General features: G+C 72.2%; 21 protein-coding genes. 11 read left to right on the forward strand and 10 right to left on the reverse strand.

The annotated features are described in order from the left end of the window. Nucleotides 1-10 precede the first annotated feature (10 nt). Nucleotides 11-217, reverse strand: a complete 207-nt coding sequence (locus OG392_RS22945; RefSeq protein ID WP_329282352.1) for a hypothetical protein — start codon at nucleotides 215-217, stop codon at nucleotides 11-13. Nucleotides 218-237: 20 nt separating this feature from the next. Next, a complete protein-coding gene (locus tag OG392_RS22950) occupies nucleotides 238-477 on the reverse strand; it encodes a hypothetical protein (RefSeq protein WP_329282354.1) in 240 nt (79 codons plus the stop codon). 110 nt (nucleotides 478-587) lie between these two features. On the opposite strand from OG392_RS22950, the gene OG392_RS22955 reads away from it, so the two are divergent. Further along, entirely contained in the window at nucleotides 588-1,409 is an 822-nt protein-coding gene (locus OG392_RS22955; protein ID WP_329282357.1) for a helix-turn-helix domain-containing protein, read from the forward strand. After that, nucleotides 1,402-1,596, forward strand: a complete 195-nt coding sequence (locus OG392_RS22960; protein WP_329282359.1) for a DUF397 domain-containing protein — start codon at nucleotides 1,402-1,404, stop codon at nucleotides 1,594-1,596. Before OG392_RS22955 ends, OG392_RS22960 begins: the two co-directional genes overlap by 8 nt. Before the next feature lies 1 nt (nucleotide 1,597). Here OG392_RS22960 and OG392_RS22965 read toward each other — a convergent pair whose 3' ends face one another. Together OG392_RS22965 and OG392_RS22970 are read right to left on the reverse strand one after the other, a co-directional pair. After that, on the reverse strand, nucleotides 1,598-2,623 hold the full coding sequence (locus OG392_RS22965; protein WP_329282362.1) for a hypothetical protein: 1,026 nt from the start codon (nucleotides 2,621-2,623) through the stop codon (nucleotides 1,598-1,600). Between the two features lie 84 nt (nucleotides 2,624-2,707). Beyond that, nucleotides 2,708-3,175, reverse strand: a complete 468-nt coding sequence (locus OG392_RS22970; RefSeq protein WP_329282365.1) for a MarR family winged helix-turn-helix transcriptional regulator — start codon at nucleotides 3,173-3,175, stop codon at nucleotides 2,708-2,710. Nucleotides 3,176-3,242: 67 nt separating this feature from the next. Between OG392_RS22970 and OG392_RS22975 the strand changes: the two genes are divergently transcribed. The 4 genes from OG392_RS22975 to hutH all read left to right on the forward strand — a co-directional run bounded on the left by OG392_RS22975 (nucleotide 3,243) and on the right by hutH (nucleotide 6,365). Further along, complete coding sequence (locus tag OG392_RS22975; protein ID WP_329282369.1) at nucleotides 3,243-3,878, forward strand: TIGR03086 family metal-binding protein; 636 nt, start codon at nucleotides 3,243-3,245, stop codon at nucleotides 3,876-3,878. A gap of 50 nt (nucleotides 3,879-3,928) precedes the next feature. Then, nucleotides 3,929-4,276 (forward strand): hypothetical protein, encoded by a 348-nt coding sequence (locus tag OG392_RS22980; protein WP_329282371.1) that lies wholly within the window; start codon nucleotides 3,929-3,931, stop codon nucleotides 4,274-4,276. Nucleotides 4,277-4,336: 60 nt separating this feature from the next. Beyond that, nucleotides 4,337-4,618, forward strand: a complete 282-nt coding sequence (locus tag OG392_RS22985) for a hypothetical protein (protein WP_329282373.1) — start codon at nucleotides 4,337-4,339, stop codon at nucleotides 4,616-4,618. A gap of 205 nt (nucleotides 4,619-4,823) precedes the next feature. Continuing rightward, nucleotides 4,824-6,365, forward strand: coding sequence for a histidine ammonia-lyase (hutH, locus tag OG392_RS22990; RefSeq protein ID WP_329287405.1), 1,542 nt, complete (start codon nucleotides 4,824-4,826; stop codon nucleotides 6,363-6,365). Between the two features lie 69 nt (nucleotides 6,366-6,434). On the opposite strand, the gene OG392_RS22995 is transcribed toward hutH, so the two are convergent. Then, complete coding sequence (locus tag OG392_RS22995; protein WP_329282375.1) at nucleotides 6,435-6,704, reverse strand: hypothetical protein; 270 nt, start codon at nucleotides 6,702-6,704, stop codon at nucleotides 6,435-6,437. A gap of 111 nt (nucleotides 6,705-6,815) precedes the next feature. Here OG392_RS22995 and OG392_RS23000 point away from each other — a divergent pair, with 111 nt between their 5' ends. Both OG392_RS23000 and OG392_RS23005 read left to right on the forward strand, forming a co-directional pair. Continuing rightward, entirely contained in the window at nucleotides 6,816-7,157 is a 342-nt protein-coding gene (locus OG392_RS23000; protein ID WP_329282378.1) for a hypothetical protein, read from the forward strand. Nucleotides 7,158-7,374: 217 nt separating this feature from the next. Further along, nucleotides 7,375-8,646 carry a L,D-transpeptidase gene (locus tag OG392_RS23005; RefSeq protein ID WP_329282380.1) on the forward strand — a complete coding sequence of 424 codons (1,272 nt, stop codon included), beginning with the start codon at nucleotides 7,375-7,377 and terminating at the stop codon, nucleotides 8,644-8,646. Nucleotides 8,647-8,710: 64 nt separating this feature from the next. On the opposite strand, the gene OG392_RS23010 is transcribed toward OG392_RS23005, so the two are convergent. Beyond that, nucleotides 8,711-9,571 (reverse strand): helix-turn-helix domain-containing protein, encoded by an 861-nt coding sequence (locus OG392_RS23010; RefSeq protein ID WP_329282382.1) that lies wholly within the window; start codon nucleotides 9,569-9,571, stop codon nucleotides 8,711-8,713. Nucleotides 9,572-9,699: 128 nt separating this feature from the next. Between OG392_RS23010 and OG392_RS23015 the strand changes: the two genes are divergently transcribed. After that, entirely contained in the window at nucleotides 9,700-10,752 is a 1,053-nt protein-coding gene (locus OG392_RS23015; protein WP_329282384.1) for an NAD(P)-dependent alcohol dehydrogenase, read from the forward strand. An 88-nt stretch (nucleotides 10,753-10,840) separates the two neighbouring features. Then, nucleotides 10,841-11,200: a DUF1330 domain-containing protein gene (locus OG392_RS23020; RefSeq protein WP_329282386.1), complete on the forward strand. Its 360-nt coding sequence runs from the start codon at nucleotides 10,841-10,843 to the stop codon at nucleotides 11,198-11,200. On the opposite strand, the gene abc-f is transcribed toward OG392_RS23020, so the two are convergent. The 3 genes from abc-f to OG392_RS23035 form a co-directional block, all read right to left on the reverse strand. Continuing rightward, nucleotides 11,183-12,820 carry a ribosomal protection-like ABC-F family protein gene (gene abc-f / locus OG392_RS23025; protein ID WP_329282388.1) on the reverse strand — a complete coding sequence of 546 codons (1,638 nt, stop codon included), beginning with the start codon at nucleotides 12,818-12,820 and terminating at the stop codon, nucleotides 11,183-11,185. The two genes, OG392_RS23020 and abc-f, sit on opposite strands and share 18 nt — an antisense overlap. A 287-nt stretch (nucleotides 12,821-13,107) precedes the next feature. Further along, complete coding sequence (msrA, locus tag OG392_RS23030) at nucleotides 13,108-13,770, reverse strand: peptide-methionine (S)-S-oxide reductase MsrA (RefSeq protein WP_329282390.1); 663 nt, start codon at nucleotides 13,768-13,770, stop codon at nucleotides 13,108-13,110. 134 nt (nucleotides 13,771-13,904) lie between these two features. Continuing rightward, on the reverse strand, nucleotides 13,905-15,011 hold the full coding sequence (locus tag OG392_RS23035; RefSeq protein ID WP_329282392.1) for a hypothetical protein: 1,107 nt from the start codon (nucleotides 15,009-15,011) through the stop codon (nucleotides 13,905-13,907). 72 nt (nucleotides 15,012-15,083) lie between these two features. On the opposite strand from OG392_RS23035, the gene OG392_RS23040 reads away from it, so the two are divergent. Further along, a complete protein-coding gene (locus OG392_RS23040) occupies nucleotides 15,084-16,241 on the forward strand; it encodes a cystathionine gamma-synthase (RefSeq protein ID WP_329282394.1) in 1,158 nt (385 codons plus the stop codon). A 90-nt stretch (nucleotides 16,242-16,331) separates the two neighbouring features. Here OG392_RS23040 and OG392_RS23045 read toward each other — a convergent pair whose 3' ends face one another. After that, the gene (locus OG392_RS23045; protein WP_329282396.1) at nucleotides 16,332-16,523 is read right to left on the reverse strand and encodes a DUF1059 domain-containing protein; all 192 of its coding nucleotides are present in this window, start codon (nucleotides 16,521-16,523) and stop codon (nucleotides 16,332-16,334) included. Nucleotides 16,524-16,576: the final 53 nt, after the last annotated feature.

Consider the following 16,576-nt stretch of genomic DNA (forward strand, 5'->3'; position numbering starts at 1 on the left):
CGGCGCCGCCTCAGGAGCCGCCGCCCCGCGCGGGAGCCGACGTGCTGATGACGCGGACGGCTCCGCGCGGGGTCAGGCTCGCGCGTTCCTGCGGGCTCGCCGTCCAGCACTCGTCCGTCGCCGCTTCCCAGAGGTATCCGCTGGGGCGGACCAGTGTCAGCAGCTTGCCGTGCACGTACCGGACTTGCCCGGTGAGCGCGCGCTGCGCGTCGGTCACGACGTCCCCGACGCGGTACCTCACGGCGTGGCCCGTCGTGCGTCGCGCAGGAGGGTGGTGAGCCGCTTGGCGCCGCTCACGCCGACGACCCCGAGGCCGTACCGGTGGACGTCGCCGCCGGGCGAGCGCGTCACGTCCCGGTAGAGGCCGCTGGTGGAGAGTCCCACCGTGTCCATGGCGGCCTTGAGATCCCGGAAGACCTGAGCGGCCTCGGGTTCGGAGACGGGGCGGACGGGGGGCGGGGTGGGGGGTGTGCGCATGGAGGGCTCACTTTCTGATGGATCTCCTCGGGACCGCCTCCACGATGGCGCGCACCGCCCTACGCTCACCAGGAGTTGGGCTCCCGACGTGCAGGTGAGGAACGAGGCATATGCCAGGGGCGAAGGATCTGGACCCCGGGGACAGCGTCGAGCAGTACCTCGGAAACGTGGTGCGCGAGGCGCGGCTGGCCCTGGGGCGCGACTGGACGCAGGCGCACGTCGGGTCGAAGGTCTTCAGCAGCGGGAGCCGGATCTCCGCGATCGAGCTGGGTGAGGATCCCCCGGACCGCGACCTGGCGAAGAAACTGGAGGTGGTCCTCCGGCTTCCGCCCGGCACCCTCGTGAACCTCGTGAAGATCCTCACCGAGCAGAACGTCCGCGACTACGCGAAGACCTACATGCGGCGGCAGCTCGAAGCCACCGCCATGCACGAGTTCTCCATCGTCGTGCCGGGTCTGCTCCAGACCGACGGCTACGCGCGAGCGGTGATGGGCGCGGGCCTCGCGGGCGATCCGGCCCAGATCGGCGACTACGTGCGCCGGAGGCTGGAGCGGCAGGCCGTCCTCGACCGGCCGGACCCGCCGTGGATGATGATCGTCCTCGACGAGGCCTGTCTGCGCCGTGACATGGGAGGCAGCCGGGTGATGCGCGAGCAGATCGACCACCTCCTGGCCTCGTGCGAACGCCCCCACGTGAACGTCCAGGTGCTCCCCATGAAGGGGGAACCCGTGGCCGGTTCGCTTGCGCTCCTCACGCTGCCCAAGGGGGAAAGAGGGGCGTATACGGAGGGGTTCAGTACGGGCAACTACACAGAGGAACCAGCTGAGGTGATGCGTTTCCAACGTGTCTATGATCTGCTGCAACAGGGTGCCCTGGGCGTCCGGGCATCCCTTGAACTGATGCGCGCGATCGCGAAGGAACACGATGACTGAGACCTCGCCGAACTGGCACACGAGCACGTACAGCGGCAACGACAACGACGCCTGCATCGAGGTCGCCGACAACGCTCCCAGCGTCATCCGCGTCCGCGACACCAAAGACCGCACCAAGGGCGAACTCACCGCCACCCCCGCCGCCTGGGCCGCCTTCACCGCCTTCGCGTGGACCCGCGCGCTCTGACCTACTGCACGCTCCACCCCACCGGGTGTCCCGGATCGGCCGGGCACGTGAAGACGTTCAGCTCGCCGTGGTTGCCGACGACGACCCCGGTCGGCAGCGCCGCCGAGCTGGGGTGGAGGCCCTGCTCCTCCAGCGGGGTCCAACTCCCGCTTCCGCCGTCCCACTCGGACGAGTCGACGGTCAGCAGCAGGTCCATCGGCGTCGCGCAGGTCTCGCAGTCCATCGCGTACGGGTCCGTCTTGTGCCAGGACGCGTACCCGCCCGCCCGCCAGCCCGGCGGGATCGACAGGTCGTACTGGTAGGCCACCGGGTCGGCCTCGTCCTCGTGTTCCTCCGCCTCCTCCTCCAGCGCCTCCTCCCAGGTGTCGATCCGCGCGCACAGCTCCTCGGGCAGCAGCCCCGCGAAGGGGTACGTGACCACCCGCTCCGGGTGCAGCACGCAGGGCTCCGGTACGTACCCCTCGTAGCCGACGACCTCCGGAGCCGGCGGCGCCGTCCGTACGTCGGTCACCTCCGCCGCCCTCCGCCAGCGCACGTCGAGCGACATCCCGTACCCGGTGGGGCCGTGGGCGTCGAACGGGCACCAGAAGACCTGGAGCAGGTCGGCGCCGTCCGGCCCCGCAGGAAGGTCCGGGACGTCCCTCGCGTACAGCTGCGCCAGGCCGATCATCGGCACCGGGTCGTCGTCGCCCGCCCCCGGCACCCGGTGCTCGCGCTCCAGTTCCCCGACGAGGCGCAGCTCCTCCTCCGTCAGGCCCTCGTACGGCTCCCGCGCGTACGCGGCGGCCCTGACCTCGCGGCTGCGGCGGATGTCCCCGGGACGCCTCCCGCGCCCGCGTCCGTGGACCTCGGTGCACACCGGCCACGGCTCGTCCGCGGGCCACCGCATCGGCCCGCCGGCGGAGCTGTCCGACACGCCGGGACGTCCGGGCCGTGGATGCAGGCGGGTGGTCGTGCCCCGGTGGGCGGCCAGTTCGGGGAAGAGCGCTTCGACATCGAGGGGACGCGGCGGGGTGGTTCTCCTCATGGGAGGACCCTAAGGGGTGTCTTGTCGGTCAGGCCGGGCTCGCGGGGTCGTCCGTTCCTGGCCGCCCGCTCCGGCCCCCGGGCCTCAGGGCCGGTTGCGCTCGTGCAGGGCGCGCAGGCTTCTGAGGAACGGCTCGCGGTCGGCAGCCGGGAGGGTGTCGAGCAGGCGGTTCTCGCCCTCCTGGATCGCGGTCTGCGCGGTGTCCCGCAGCCTGCGGCCCTCAGGGGTGAGGGAGAGCAGCCTGGCCCGCCGGTCCGCCGGGTCGGGCTGCCGGCGCAGCAGCTCCCGCGCCTCCAGGTCGTCCAGGACGGGGATGATCCGGGTCTTGTCCGCCCGGATCGCCTCGGCCAGCGCCGCCTGGGTGCGGAGGGGCCGCTCGTCGAGGTGGAGGAGGACCGCGTACGCCCACATCGTCAGGCCGTGCGCGTCGAGAACCGGCTGCTCGGCGGCCATCAGGGCGCGGCCGAGCGGGACGACCATCGCGGCGAGGTCGGGGCGGGGCGGGCGGCCCGGGCTCGCGCCGTCGGTGCTCGCTGCGGTGTTCTCGGCCATGGCCACGAAAATACCGGCTGCCGAAACGCCCGTTGACAATTGATAGGCATACGCACATCGTAAGCGCATGCCTACGAATATGAAGGGGCTCACGCACCCCGCGGACTTCGACCGGCTCCGGCAGCTCCACGCGCGCGTGATCCGGGACAGCGCGACCCTGGTGCACCGCGTCGACCCCGCAGACCTGGCCCGGCCCACCCCGTGCGCAGCCTGGAGCCTGGCGGACCTGCTCGCCCATATGACGGCCCAGCACCACGGCTTCGCGGCCGCCGCACGCGGCGACGGCCGGAATCCGGCGCACTGGGAGGTCCACCCGGCGGGCAGGGACGCGCCCGCGCGGTACGGCGAGGCGGCCGAGCGGATCGTCGACGCCTTCGCGGCCGTGGACGGCCCGGAGGTGCCCCTCGCCCTGCCCGAGTTCGGCCGGGACCGGACGTTCCGCGCCGAACGGGCCCTGGGTTTCCACCTCCTCGACTACGTCGTGCACGGCTGGGACGTCGCCCGCAGCCTGGGCCTCCCGTACGCCCCGGGGGCCGATGTCCTCGCCGTTGCGCTGCCGATCGCCGAGGCCGTGCCGACCGGCGAGGCCCGGACGGTCCCTGGCGGCCCCTTCGGGCCCGAACGGGAGCCGGCCGCCGGGGCGGACACGCTCGACCGCATCCTCGCGACCCTCGGCCGCCCGGCGGCCTGGCGCCCGTGCTGAGGTCGTCCTGGACGCCGGGCCCGGTCGGCGGGCGCGGCGGGGGCGGGCCGGTGCTGGTCAGCCTGACCGACCTCCGGCTCGACCGGCGAGGCGACCTGCTCGGTGTGCACCGCGCGGCCCGACGGCTCGCGGCGGAGTGGCCGGACCTCGAAGGGGCGTACGGGATGTGGCTGTGGGCGCGGCCCCTGGCGGGCCGCTGCGGCGCGGTGGCGGTCTGGCGCGACGCGGCCGCCCTCCATGCCTTCGTCACCCGGCCGACGCATCTCGCGATCGTGCGGGAGTACCGGGGGAGGGGTGCCGTGACGGCGAGGACCTGGGAGACCCCGGAGTTCTCCCCGGCGGCGACCTGGGCCCGGGCGCGGGAGCTGATCGACGCGGGGGTGCGGAGCACCTCCTAGTGGCCGTCAGTTCACCTTCCCGTCCACCGCGTCGGCCGTACACGGCCCTACATTCTGGACATGGACCTTCCTGAGATACCGGGCGTGTTCCGCTGGGTGGCGTTCGCCGTCGTCGCTCTCCATCTCCTCTCCCTCGTCCCCCTGTTGCGGAGGGTGCGCCGGTCCGAGCCCGGAGCCCGGACCGGGCGGGTGCTGGACCTCGTGGACTCCGCCACGGGCCTGACGCTGCTCGTCGGGCTTCTGCTCGGCAGCGGTGTGCTCCTGTTCGTCGGCCTTGCCGCCATGGGGGCGGTCATCCTGGCGAAGGGGGTCCGGCGGTTCCGGATCCAGCGGGAGGCCTGAGCCCGGCCCCCGCCCGGGCTCGCCGCCCGAGCCCGGACGGGGCTCCCCGGTGGAGGTCCGGACGGGGCTCCCCGGCGTTGCCGGGCGGCGGAGCCGGGCCCGACCGGCGATCATCGGAACGGTAAGGGTCCGCCCCCCGCCCGGACAGTGACGAAGTCACCTAGTGACATGGCGGTCTTCAATCCGTAGGGTGCTGAATATGGATATGCAGACAGTCGTCCTCGGCACGTCCGGCACGACCCCGCAGGACGTCATCGACGTCGCCCGCCACGGCGCCCGCGTCGAGCTGTCGCCCGAGGCCGTGGAGGCCCTGGCCACCGCCCGCAACATCGTCGACGCGCTCGCCGCCAAGCCCGAGCCCGTCTACGGGGTCTCCACCGGCTTCGGCGCGCTCGCCACCCGGCACATCGGCCATGAACTCCGCGCCCAGCTCCAGCGCAACATCGTCCGCTCGCACGCCGCCGGCATGGGCCCGCGCGTCGAGCGCGAGGTCGTCCGCGCCCTGATGTTCCTGCGGCTCAAGACCGTCGCCTCCGGCCGCACCGGCGTCCGCCCCGAGGTCGCCCAGACCATGGCCGACGTCCTCAACGCCGGCATCACCCCGGTCGTGCACGAGTACGGCTCCCTCGGCTGCTCCGGCGACCTCGCCCCGCTCTCCCACTGCGCCCTCGCGCTCATGGGCGAGGGCGACGCCGAGGGCCCCGACGGTGAGCTCCGGCCCGCCGGCGAGCTGCTCGCCGCCCACGGCATCGCCCCCGTCGAGCTCAAGGAGAAGGAGGGCCTCGCCCTCCTCAACGGCACCGACGGCATGCTCGGCATGCTGATCATGGCCCTCGCCGACCTCGACACCCTCTACAAGTCGGCCGACATCACCGCCGCGCTCTCCCTCGAAGCCCTCCTCGGCACCGAGAAGGTCCTCGAACCCGAGCTGCACGACATCCGCCCGCACCCCGGCCAGAGCGCCTCCGCCGCCAACATGCTGGCCGTGCTCAAGGGCTCCGAGCTCACCGGTCACTTCCAGAGCGGCGAGGCCCCCCGCGTCCAGGACGCCTACTCGATCCGCTGCGCCCCGCAGGTCGCCGGCGCCGGCCGCGACACCATGGCCCACGCCCTGCTCGTCGCCGAGCGCGAGCTGGCCGCCGCCGTCGACAACCCGGTGATCCTCGCCGACGGCCAGGTCCGCTCCAACGGCAACTTCCACGGCGCCCCCGTCGCGTACGTCCTCGACTTCCTCGCCATCGCCGCCGCCGACCTCGGGTCCATCGCCGAGCGCCGCACCGACCGGCTCCTGGACAAGAACCGCTCGCACGGCCTGCCGCCCTTCCTCGCCGACGACGCCGGCGTCGACTCGGGCCTGATGATCGCCCAGTACACGCAGGCCGCCCTGGTCAGCGAGATGAAGCGGCTCGCCGTCCCGGCCTCCGCCGACTCCATCCCGTCCTCGGCGATGCAGGAGGACCACGTCTCCATGGGCTGGTCCGCCGCCCGCAAGCTGCGCACCGCGATCGGCAACCTCAACCGGATCATCGCCGTCGAGCTGTACGCCGCCACCCGCGGCATCGAGCTCCGCCACGGCCTGTCCCCGGCGCCCGCCTCCGCCGCCGCCATCGAGGCGCTGCGCGCGGCCGGCGTCCAGGGCCCCGGCCCGGACCGCTTCCTCGCCCCCGACCTGGCGGCCGCCGACACCTTCGTCCGCGAAGGGAAGCTGCTCGCCGCGGTGGAGCCGGTCACCGGCCCGCTGGCGTAACCCGGAACGCAACGGAGGCCCGTCCCGGACACCCCCGGGCGGGCCTCACGCACATACGGGCAGCGCCGCTCAGGACGTCCGGTCGCGCCGCCGCATCGCCAGCGCCACGAACCCGGCTCCGACCCCCAGGAAACCCGTCCCGCCGAGCAGATACGGCAGCGTGTCCCGGCCGCCGGTCTCCGCCAGGCGCCCGTCGTCCGAGGCGGGGCCGTCCTGGATCACTCCGATCCGTACCCCGCCCCGCTCGTCGGTGGCATTGGCGGACGGTACGAACCACAGGGCGCACAGCAGGGTGCCCGCGGCGGTCGCGGTCAGCAGTGGGCGTCGGGCGGCGGACACGGAAATTTCGATCCCCCTTGCGGAAACCGCGAATTGGTCGGTGCGCCGATGCTAATGAACACAGCGGGTCGTGGGAAAGCCGGGAGCCCCGGGACGCCTACGCTCCGACCCATGAGTACTTCTGACACACCGCGCTATGTACGCCTTCGGGTCGATGTGGTCCTGGAGATCGACGGAGCGGCCGAGCTGGCCGCGGCGGCCGAGGCCCGGATCGACGCCGACGAGTTCATGCCCGAGGAGGAGCGGGTGCCCGCCCGCGCCGCCGCGCACGAGGACAGCGCCGAGGCCCTCGCGTACCTCGTCGAGCCCTTCGACCTGATCCGCGACGTCCCCGGCATCGAAATGGTCCAGGCCTCCTGGAGCAGTGAGGAGATCGAGTACGACCCCGATGCGCTGGAGTGGGATCTCGGCGAGGAAGATGGGCAGGAGGAAGACGACGACGACCGGTCGTAGGACCGGTATCCGACCTGTTCGCAGGCCCCGGGACGGCGTCCCGGGGCCTGCGTCGTGCCGGCGTGCGACGGGTGACGGGGGCCACTGCGGCCCTGGGAACCGGACGGGACCGTACGAGCGTGTCGATCAGTGGCGTTTCCCACAAACGCTCCGCTTCCGGAACCGGACGGGGTGTCATGGGCGTTCTCAAGAAGAAGTTGGCAGGGAATCGGCGACGATGGAGAAGCGTGTGATGACGGACGGCAAGCGCCGCCGCAGGAGCCTGGCCGCCGCGGCCGCCGTGCTCAGCGGTGTGCTGGTGCTTTCGGCGTGCAGCGACGAGGACAAGGGCGCGGGCGCCTCAGGTTCCGCGACGCCGCAGTCACAGGCTCAGGTCGACGAGGCGGCCGCGCAGAAGACCTCCAAGGCGAAGATCACCATCTCGCCGAAGAACGGTGCGCAGAACGCCTCGATCAACAAGGACGCCAAGGTCTCCGTCACCGAGGGCAAGCTCACCGAGGTCGTCATGACCTCCGCCGAGGGCGAGGCCGTCAAGGGTGAGATAGCCGCCGACGGCCTGAGCTGGCAGCCGACCGGCCAGCTCGAGCGCGCCACGGTCTACAAGATCGCCGCCACGGCCACGGACGCGGAGGGCCTGGAGGCGCACGAGAACTCCTCGTTCACCACGGTCTCCAAGGCCAACAGCTTCATCGGCAACTTCACGCCGGAGGACGGCTCGACCGTCGGCGTCGGCATGCCGGTCTCGATCAACTTCAACAAGGCCATCACCGACAAGAAGGCCGTCCAGGCCGGCATCACGGTCACCTCCACCAGCGGCCAGGAGGTCGTCGGACACTGGTTCGACGGCACCCGACTCGACTTCCGTCCGGACGACTACTGGACCGAGGGCTCGACCGTCACCCTCAAGCTCGACCTCGACGGCGTCGAGGGCGCCGACGGTGTCTTCGGCGTCCAGCAGAAGACCGTCACCTTCAAGATCGGCCGCAACCAGGTCTCCACCGTCGACGTCGCCACCAAGACCATGACGGTCACCCAGGACGGCAAGACGATCAAGACCATCCCCGTCTCCGCCGGCTCCCCGGACAACCCGACCTACAACGGTCAGATGGTGATCTCCGAGAAGTTCAAGGAGACCCGGATGAACGGCGCGACCGTCGGCTTCACCGACGACGACGGCAAGGGCGAGTACGACATCAAGGACGTGCCGCACGCCATGCGCCTGTCCACCTCGGGCACCTTCATCCACGGCAACTACTGGGGCCCCGACTCGATCTTCGGCTCGGCCAACACCAGCCACGGCTGCGTCGGCCTGAACGACGTCAAGGGCGCCGGCGACCCGAACCAGCAGGCCGCCTGGCTCTACGACCACTCGATCGTCGGCGACGTCGTGATCGTCAAGCACTCCAAGGACAAGACGATCGCCCCCAGCAACGGCCTCAACGGCTGGAACATGAGCTGGGCCGACTGGAAGGCCGGCTCCGCGGCCTGATCCCCGGCACACGGCGTACGCGAACGGCGGCCCCCTCCAGGACGGAGAGGGCCGCCGTTCCGCGTCACCGTACGACTTCCTCCACACCCCACTGCGCCAGCAGCCGCAGCGCGTCCGCCGACGCCGTCCCCGGCTCCGCCTGGTACGTGATGAGCACCAGGTCCGGATCCCCGCCCGCCACCTGCATGCTCTCGTACGCCAGCGTCATCTCGCCCACCAGCGGATGCCGCAGCACCTTCGTCCCGTGCCCCTTGTCCGCGACCGTGTGCGCCGCCCACAGCGAGCGGAACTCCTCACTGCGCACCGACAGCTCACCGACCAGCGCGAGCAGCGCCGGATCCTCCGGGTAGCAGCCCGCGTACAGCCGCAGCACGCTCACCACCTCGGTCGCCTTGCACTCCCAGTCCCGGTAGAGATCGCGCGCATTGGGCCCGAGGAAGACCATCCTGGCCACATTGCGCTCGGCCGGCTCCATCGTCTCGAAATCACCCATGAGGGCCCGCGCCATCCGGTTCCACGCGAGCACGTCGAGCCGCCGCCCCACGACGAACGCCGGGACACCCTCCATCGCGTCCAGCAGATGCCGCAGACCCGGCCGCACCGGCTGGGGACGGACGATCGCCGCCCGGTGCTGCCTCTTCTTCGCCGTCGGCTTGGCCAGATGCGTCAGATGCGCCCGCTCCGTGTCGCTCAGCCGCAGGGCCCGCGCGATCGAGTCGAGCACCTCCATGGACACGTTGCGCCCGTTGCCCTGCTCAAGCCGGGTGTAGTACGCCACCGACACCCCGGCCAGCTGCGCCAGCTCCTCCCGGCGCAGCCCGGGCACCCGGCGGTGCCGCCCGAACTCCGGCAGACCCACGTCCTCCGGCTTCAGCCGGGCCCGGCGCGACCGCAGGAATTCGCTGAGTTCGGCACTGAGATCCATGCGTCCCGATTATCCCAGGTCGTACGTCCGGGCGGACGGCTGTTCCTGTCCCTGCCAGTGGTAGGCACGCTGGACGTAGGCAGAACAGGGGGCTGGGTGATGTCGGCGCCACCCCGCAGGCTGGATGCATGACCACGAACGTGACCACCGTCCCCGCGTACGCCGCACCCGCCGCCAACGCCCCGCTGGAGCGCACCACCGTGCCGCGCCGGCCCGTCGGCGAGCACGACGTCCTCATCGAGATCAAGTACTCCGGCATCTGCCACTCCGACATCCACCAGGCCCGCGACGGCTGGGGCGAGGGCATCTTCCCGATGGTCCCGGGCCACGAGATCGCCGGAATCGTCGCCGAGGTCGGCCCCGGGGTCAGCAGGTTCCAGGTGGGCGACCGGGTCGGCGTCGGCTGCTTCGTCGACTCCTGCCGGGAGTGCGAGTACTGCGTCCAGGGCCTGGAGCAGTACTGCACGGGCGGCATGACCGGCACGTACAACGCCCTCGACAAGAACGGCGAGCCCACCTACGGCGGCTACTCGCGCCACATCGTCGTCGACGAGAACTACACCCTGCGCATCCCCGAGGGCATCGGCCTCGACGAGGCCGCCCCGCTCCTCTGCGCCGGCATCACCCTCTACTCGCCGCTCGCCCACTGGCAGGCCGGCCCCGGCAAGAAGGTCGCGATCGTCGGCCTCGGCGGCCTCGGCCACATGGGCGTCAAGATCGCCCACGCGCTCGGCGCCGAGGTGACCGTCCTCAGCCAGTCGCTCAAGAAGCAGGAGGACGGCCTCAAGCTCGGCGCCGACCACTACTACGCCACCAGCGACCCCGCGACCTTCACCGAGCTGGCCGGCACCTTCGACCTGGTGATCTCCACGGTCTCCGCACCGCTGGACTTCGACGCCTACCTGAGCCTCGTCAAGACCGACGGCGCCCTGGTGAACGTCGGCGCCCCCGAGGAGCCCGTCTCCATCGGCCTGTTCTCCCTCATCGGCGGCCGCAAGACCCTCGCGGGCTCGATGATCGGCGGCATCGCCGAGACACAGCAGATGCTCGACTTCTGCGCCGAGCACGGCCTCGGCGCGGAGATCGAGCTCATCCGCGCCGAGCAGATCAACGAGGCGTACGAGCGGGTGCTCGCCAGCGACGTCCGCTACCGCTTCGTGATCGACGCGTCGACGATCTGACGCCCGCGCACGACGCGCCGCCGCGGATGCCGGGGCATGACCCGCGGGGTAATCGACCCCGTGCGGCATGCCCCGGCACTCTTCTCCCATGACCGCATACGCCATCGGAAACCTGCACCCGAAGCCCGTCCTCGACGAGGAGGTCTTCACCTACATGGAGCGCGTCCAGAGCACCCTGGACCCCTTCCACGGCCGCTTCCTCGTCCACGGCGCCCAGACCCGCGAGGTCACCGAGGGCCACTGGCCGGCCGCCGTCGTGATCATCGCCTTCCCGTCCTACGAGAACGCCCGCGCCTGGTACGACTCCGCCGCCTACCAGGCCCTGATCCCCCTCCGCACCCGCCACATGGCCGGCGACATCCTCCTGGTCGACGGCGTCGCCGACGGGTACGACCCGGCGGCGACGGCCGCGACCCTGCGGGCCGCCGCGTCAGGCGACCCGGCCTGACCGGAGCTCCAGACGCCGGCCTCCGAAGCCCTCCCGGAAGCGCTCGTCGTGGGAGACCGCGACCACCGCGCCCGGGAAGGCGGCGAGGGCCGCCTCCAGGTCCTCCACCAGGGAGAGCGCCACATGGTTGGTCGGCTCGTCCAGGACGAGCAGATCGGCCGGCCGGGTCACCAGCCGGGCCAGCTCCAGACGACGCTGCTGCCCCACCGAGAGCCGGGCCACCGGCACGGACAGGTCCTCCTCCCGGAACAGCCCGAGAGCGAGCAGCTCCGCCGCGTACTCCTCGGGCGGACCGGGGCGCCCCGCCGCGTACTCCGTGAGCAGCGGCTTCGGGGACGGCACGGCGGGCAGCTCCTGGCGCAGCCGCCCGACCCGTCCCGAACGGCCGACGCGCCCGCTGTCGGGGCGCAGGTCCCCGGCGAGGACCCGCAGCAGGGTCGTCTTGCCGGCGCCGTTGGGCCCGGAGACGAGCAGCCGGTCCCCGGCGGAGATCCGCAGCTCGTCGATCACCAGCCGCCGGCCGACCACGACGTCGACGAGCTCGGCGAGAGGCCCGCCGCCGGGGATTCCCCCGTCGGCGGGGGCCGCCGTCGCGATCCGGGCCGTGAAGCGCAGCGGTTCCGGCGGTGCCGGCACCGGTGACCTGCGCAGCTGCTCCAGCCGGACCCGGGCCGCCCTCACCTGTCCCGACAGCTTGTTCTCGTGCGAACGGCGGTGCTTGCCGAAGCCCTGCCGGGGATCCTTTCCCGACCCCGCCAGCCGCTGCCCGGCCGCCGCCACCAGCTCCTCGGTACGGGCCAGCTCCTCCCGCCACTCCTCGTGCTCCTGCGCCCGCCTCCGGCGGGCCGCGGCCCTGGCCGCGCGGTAGCCGGACCAGCCGTCGCCGTACCGGGTCACCGCGCGGGTGTCCCGGTCGACCTCCAGGATCCTGGTCGCCATGCCCTCCAGGAACGCCCGGTCGTGGGTGACCGCGACCACGGTGCCGCGGTGGGCGCGCAGCCGTTCCCCCAGCCAGCCGGCGGCGGCCCGGTCGAGGTGGTTCGTCGGTTCGTCGAGGAGCAGCAGCTCGGCGCCCGAGGCGAGGACGCAGGCGAGGGCGAGCCGGGACTGCTCGCCGCCGGAGAGCGTGCCGACGCGCCGCTCGTACGGGACACGGCCGAGGCCGAGTCCGTGGAGCGAGGCGTCCACCCGGGCGTCGGCCCGGTAGCCGCCCCGCTCCTCGTAGCGCGCGGCGAGTTCCCCGTACGCGGCGAGTTCCTCGGGGGTCGCGGAGCCGAGCGTCTCCTCGGCGGCCCGCATCTGCCGTTCCATCGAGCGGAGTTCGGCGAGCGCCGCGTCGACGGCGTCCCGCACGGTGTGCTCGGGCCCGAGGCCGAGGGTCTCGGCGAGCGTCTGGGCGAGACGCGCGACGCCACCGGGGAAGCGGACGGTCGCCTCACCGGTGGCGGGCGCCTCGGCGCCGGCCAGGAGCCGGAGCAGGGTGGATTTGCCGGAGCCGTTCTCACCGATGACGGCGGCCTTCTCACCGGGCCGGACGGTGAGCGTGAGCTGGTCGAGGACGGAGCGGTCCCCGTAGGACTTGGAGACGTCTTTGAGGGTCAACTGGGCGCGGTCGCGCATGGGATCTTTCCCTGGGTACTGGAGGGCGTTCGGGCCGGGGAGAGGACACCGGGACCACCACTGCCGCGCCCCGGGGGCGACGGATCAGCGGGTCGGACCGGGTCGGCGGCCGGAATCAGAGAAAGAAGTAGAACGAACCCATGCGGTCGAGTGTAGCCAGCGGGGGTGCGGTCCCGCCGGGGTTTTCACGGCGCGGCAGGGCGGGCCCTCCCGCCGGGGGTCCGGCGGGAGGGCCCGTCCCGGCGGGACGGGCCCGGGGCCCGGAACCCACGCGAGGGGGCGGACCGTCAGCCGTCGGCCTTCGCGACACCGATCGGGCAGGAGACGCCCGTGCCGCCGATGCCGCAGTAGCCCGCCGGGTTCTTGTCCAGGTACTGCTGGTGGTATCCCTCCGCCGGGTAGAAGGCGCGGCCCTCCGCCGGGAGGATCTCCGTGCTGATCGTGCCGTAGCCGGAGCCCGTCAGGACCTTCTGGTAGGCCTCGCGGGAGGCGTCGGCCGTGGCCGCCTGGGCGGGGGAGTGGGTGTAGACGGCCGAGCGGTACTGGGTGCCCACGTCGTTGCCCTGGCGGAAGCCCTGGGTCGGGTCGTGGGACTCCCAGAAGAGCTTCAGGAGCGACTCGTACGAGACCTTCGACGGGTCGTAGACGACCCGGACGGCCTCGGTGTGCCCGGTCAGGCCCGAGCAGACCTCCTCGTAGGCCGGGTTCGGCGTGTAGCCGCCCTGGTAGCCGACGAGAGTGGTCCAGACGCCGTCGGTCTGCCAGAACTTGCGCTCGGCGCCCCAGAAACAGCCGAGGGCGAAGTCGGCGACCTCCAGGCCCTCCGGGTACGGGCCGAGGAGCGCGTTGCCGAGGACCGTGTGGCGCTCGGGGACGGCGAACTCCGGCTCGGGGCGGCCGCGCAGGGCCTGCTCGGGAGTGGGGAGGACGGGGGTGCGGGACAGGAACATGCTGCATCTCTCCTCGACGGTCGGCAGTGGTCACAACGCCGGCGGGCGGGGAGGGATTCCCCGGGAGACTCTCCGAGAGGATCCCTCCCCGCCCGCCGGGGAAGCCGGGGGCGGGAGCACCGCCCGCCGTGAGGTCAGCGCGGCAGCGCCGCCGGATTGCCGCCGTTCGCCTCGTACCCCGCCACCGCCAGGTTCCGGAAGACCGTGAACTCCGCCGCCGGGTCACCGCTCAGCGTCCACGGCACCGCGCCCACGTGCCCGTCGACCTTCACCAGCTGGTGCATGGCCTCCGCCCAGCGCTCGCCGCGCACCAGGAACCAGACGAGCAGATGACGCACGTGCGCCAGCATCGGGTCGTCGGACCGGGCCGAGTGCACCGCGTACAGCGCGCCGTCCATCGCCTTCGACACCACGGCCGTACGGAAGAAGTCCTGCACCAGCACCACGTCCGGCACGTGCTCGTACACCGCGAACAGCGGGAGCGCCGCGAGCAGCGAACCCCGCGGGGCGCGCGCCGCGGCCGTCGTCGCGAAGTGGTCGGCCTCCTCGCGGGAGCCGTGCCACTTCTCGCACCAGTAGTGCAGTGCCGCGAGATGGGCGCCCATGTGCTGCGGCGCCCGGTCGATGACCCGCGCCCACACCTGGTCGAACTCCTCGTGGCTGTAGCCGAGACCGCGGGCCACGGCCAGCTGCGTGATGTACGGGACCGGGTCGCCCGGGGCGAGCAGCGCCGCCTCGTCGGTGACCTTCCGTGCCTCCTCCAGGATGATCCGGAAGTCGTCGGTCCCCGCCGCTGAGGAACGCCAGGCCTGCTGCACCAGGAACTCGCCGTGCACCGCGGCGCCGCCCGCGTCCTTCGGGGCCTCCGCCCGCCAGGTCCGCAGCCACGCGCCGCCGACGCCCGGCCGCTGCTGGAGCTCCAGGGAAGCGGCGCCGGCGAAGGCCTGGACACGCTGCCAGCGCACCTCGCCCTCCTTGTCGGTGGCGGCGAGCAGCCGCGACGCGGCCCGCCAGTCCTGGGTGGCCTGGACGACGTCGAGGACGTGCAGGAGCTCGTCGTCCGCGCCCGGGAGCCGTACGTCCTGGTCCTCCTGACGCACGAATCCGTACGCCTCCGGATCCGCCGCGTCCGGGGCGCCCGGCGCGACCTGCCGGATGCCACCACCGCGGCGGCGCAGCAGGTAAGGGCCGAGGACGCCGAACAACAGGCCCAGCGCGATCAGGAACCAGAGAATCTCCATGTGTCCATTGTCCAGGACGCACGGTGAGACGATCGCGGCGCCGGGGCCCGCTCGGGACTACGCTCCTGACACATGAGCGACCAGCACTCTCACCAGAGCTTCGAGACCCGCGCGATCCACGCGGGCAACACCGCAGACCCGCTGACCGGCGCGGTCGTCCCGCCCATCTACCAGGTGTCCACCTACAAGCAGGACGGCGTGGGCGGGCTGCGCGGCGGTTATGAGTACAGCCGCAGTGCCAACCCCACCCGTACCGCGCTCGAGGAGAACCTGGCGGCCCTGGAGGGTGGTCGGCGTGGTCTGGCCTTCGCCTCGGGTCTGGCCGCCGAGGACTGCCTGCTGCGGGCGCTCCTCGCCCCCGGCGACCACGTGGTCATCCCGAACGACGCCTACGGCGGCACGTTCCGGCTCTTCGCCAAGGTCGTGCAGCGCTGGGGCGTCGACTTCTCGGTCGCGAACACCTCCGACGTCGAAGCGGTGCGTGCCGCCGTCAACGACCGGACGAAGCTGATCTGGGTCGAGACCCCGTCGAACCCGCTGCTCGGCATCACCGACATCGAGGCGATCGCGGGCGTCGCCCGCCAGGCCGGCGTGAAGCTCGTCGTCGACAACACCTTCGCCTCGCCGTACCTGCAGCAGCCGCTGGCGCTCGGTGCGGACGTCGTCGTGCACTCCCTCACCAAGTACATGGGCGGCCACTCGGACGTCGTCGGCGGCGCGCTGGTGACGGCCGACGAGGCGCTCGGCGAGGAGCTCGCGTACCACCAGAACGCGATGGGCGCGGTCGCCGGTCCCTTCGACTCGTGGATCGTGCTGCGCGGCATCAAGACCCTCGCGGTCCGCATGGACCGGCACAGCGAGAACGCCGAGAAGATCGTCGAGATGCTGACCCAGCACCCGAAGGTCACCCAGGTCCTCTACCCGGGGCTCCCGGAGCACCCGGGGCACGAGGTCGCCGCCAAGCAGATGCGTTCCTTCGGCGGCATGATCTCGTTCCGTGTGGAGGGCGGCGAGGAGGCGGCCGTCGAGGTCTGCAACCGTGCGCAGCTCTTCACCCTCGGTGAGTCCCTCGGTGGCGTCGAGTCGCTGATCGAGCACCCGGGCCGGATGACCCACGCGAGCGTCGCGGGCTCCGCCCTGGAGGTGCCGGCCGACCTCGTGCGTCTCTCGGTGGGCATCGAGAACGTCGACGACCTGCTCGCCGATCTGCGGCAGGCGCTGGGCCAGTAGCCGTCGGGGGCCGGGCGGGTGCTCCTTCGCGCGGAGCGGCCGCCCGGCCCGCCGTGTGCGGTGCGGCGTCGGTTCCGGTGCGCCGTTCGTTCAGGTGCCGGGCAGCGGCTCCTTCAGCGAGGTCCGGATCTCTTCGCGGAGTTCGGGACTGTCCGTGTGCTCGTGGACGTCGACGACGTGCATGACGGCCGCCCGTACGAGTTCCTCCTCCTCGCCCGACATGTAGAGCGAACAGCCGGAGACACTCGGAGTGTCCCGGCAGTCGGTTGCCTTCCTGGCCATGACGACCTCCTGACGGGCCTGCGGGCAGGCCTCTCCTTCCAGGCTAGGTCCGT

Source organism: Streptomyces sp. NBC_00691 (assembly GCF_036226665.1).
Lineage (GTDB): Bacteria > Actinomycetota > Actinomycetes > Streptomycetales > Streptomycetaceae > Streptomyces.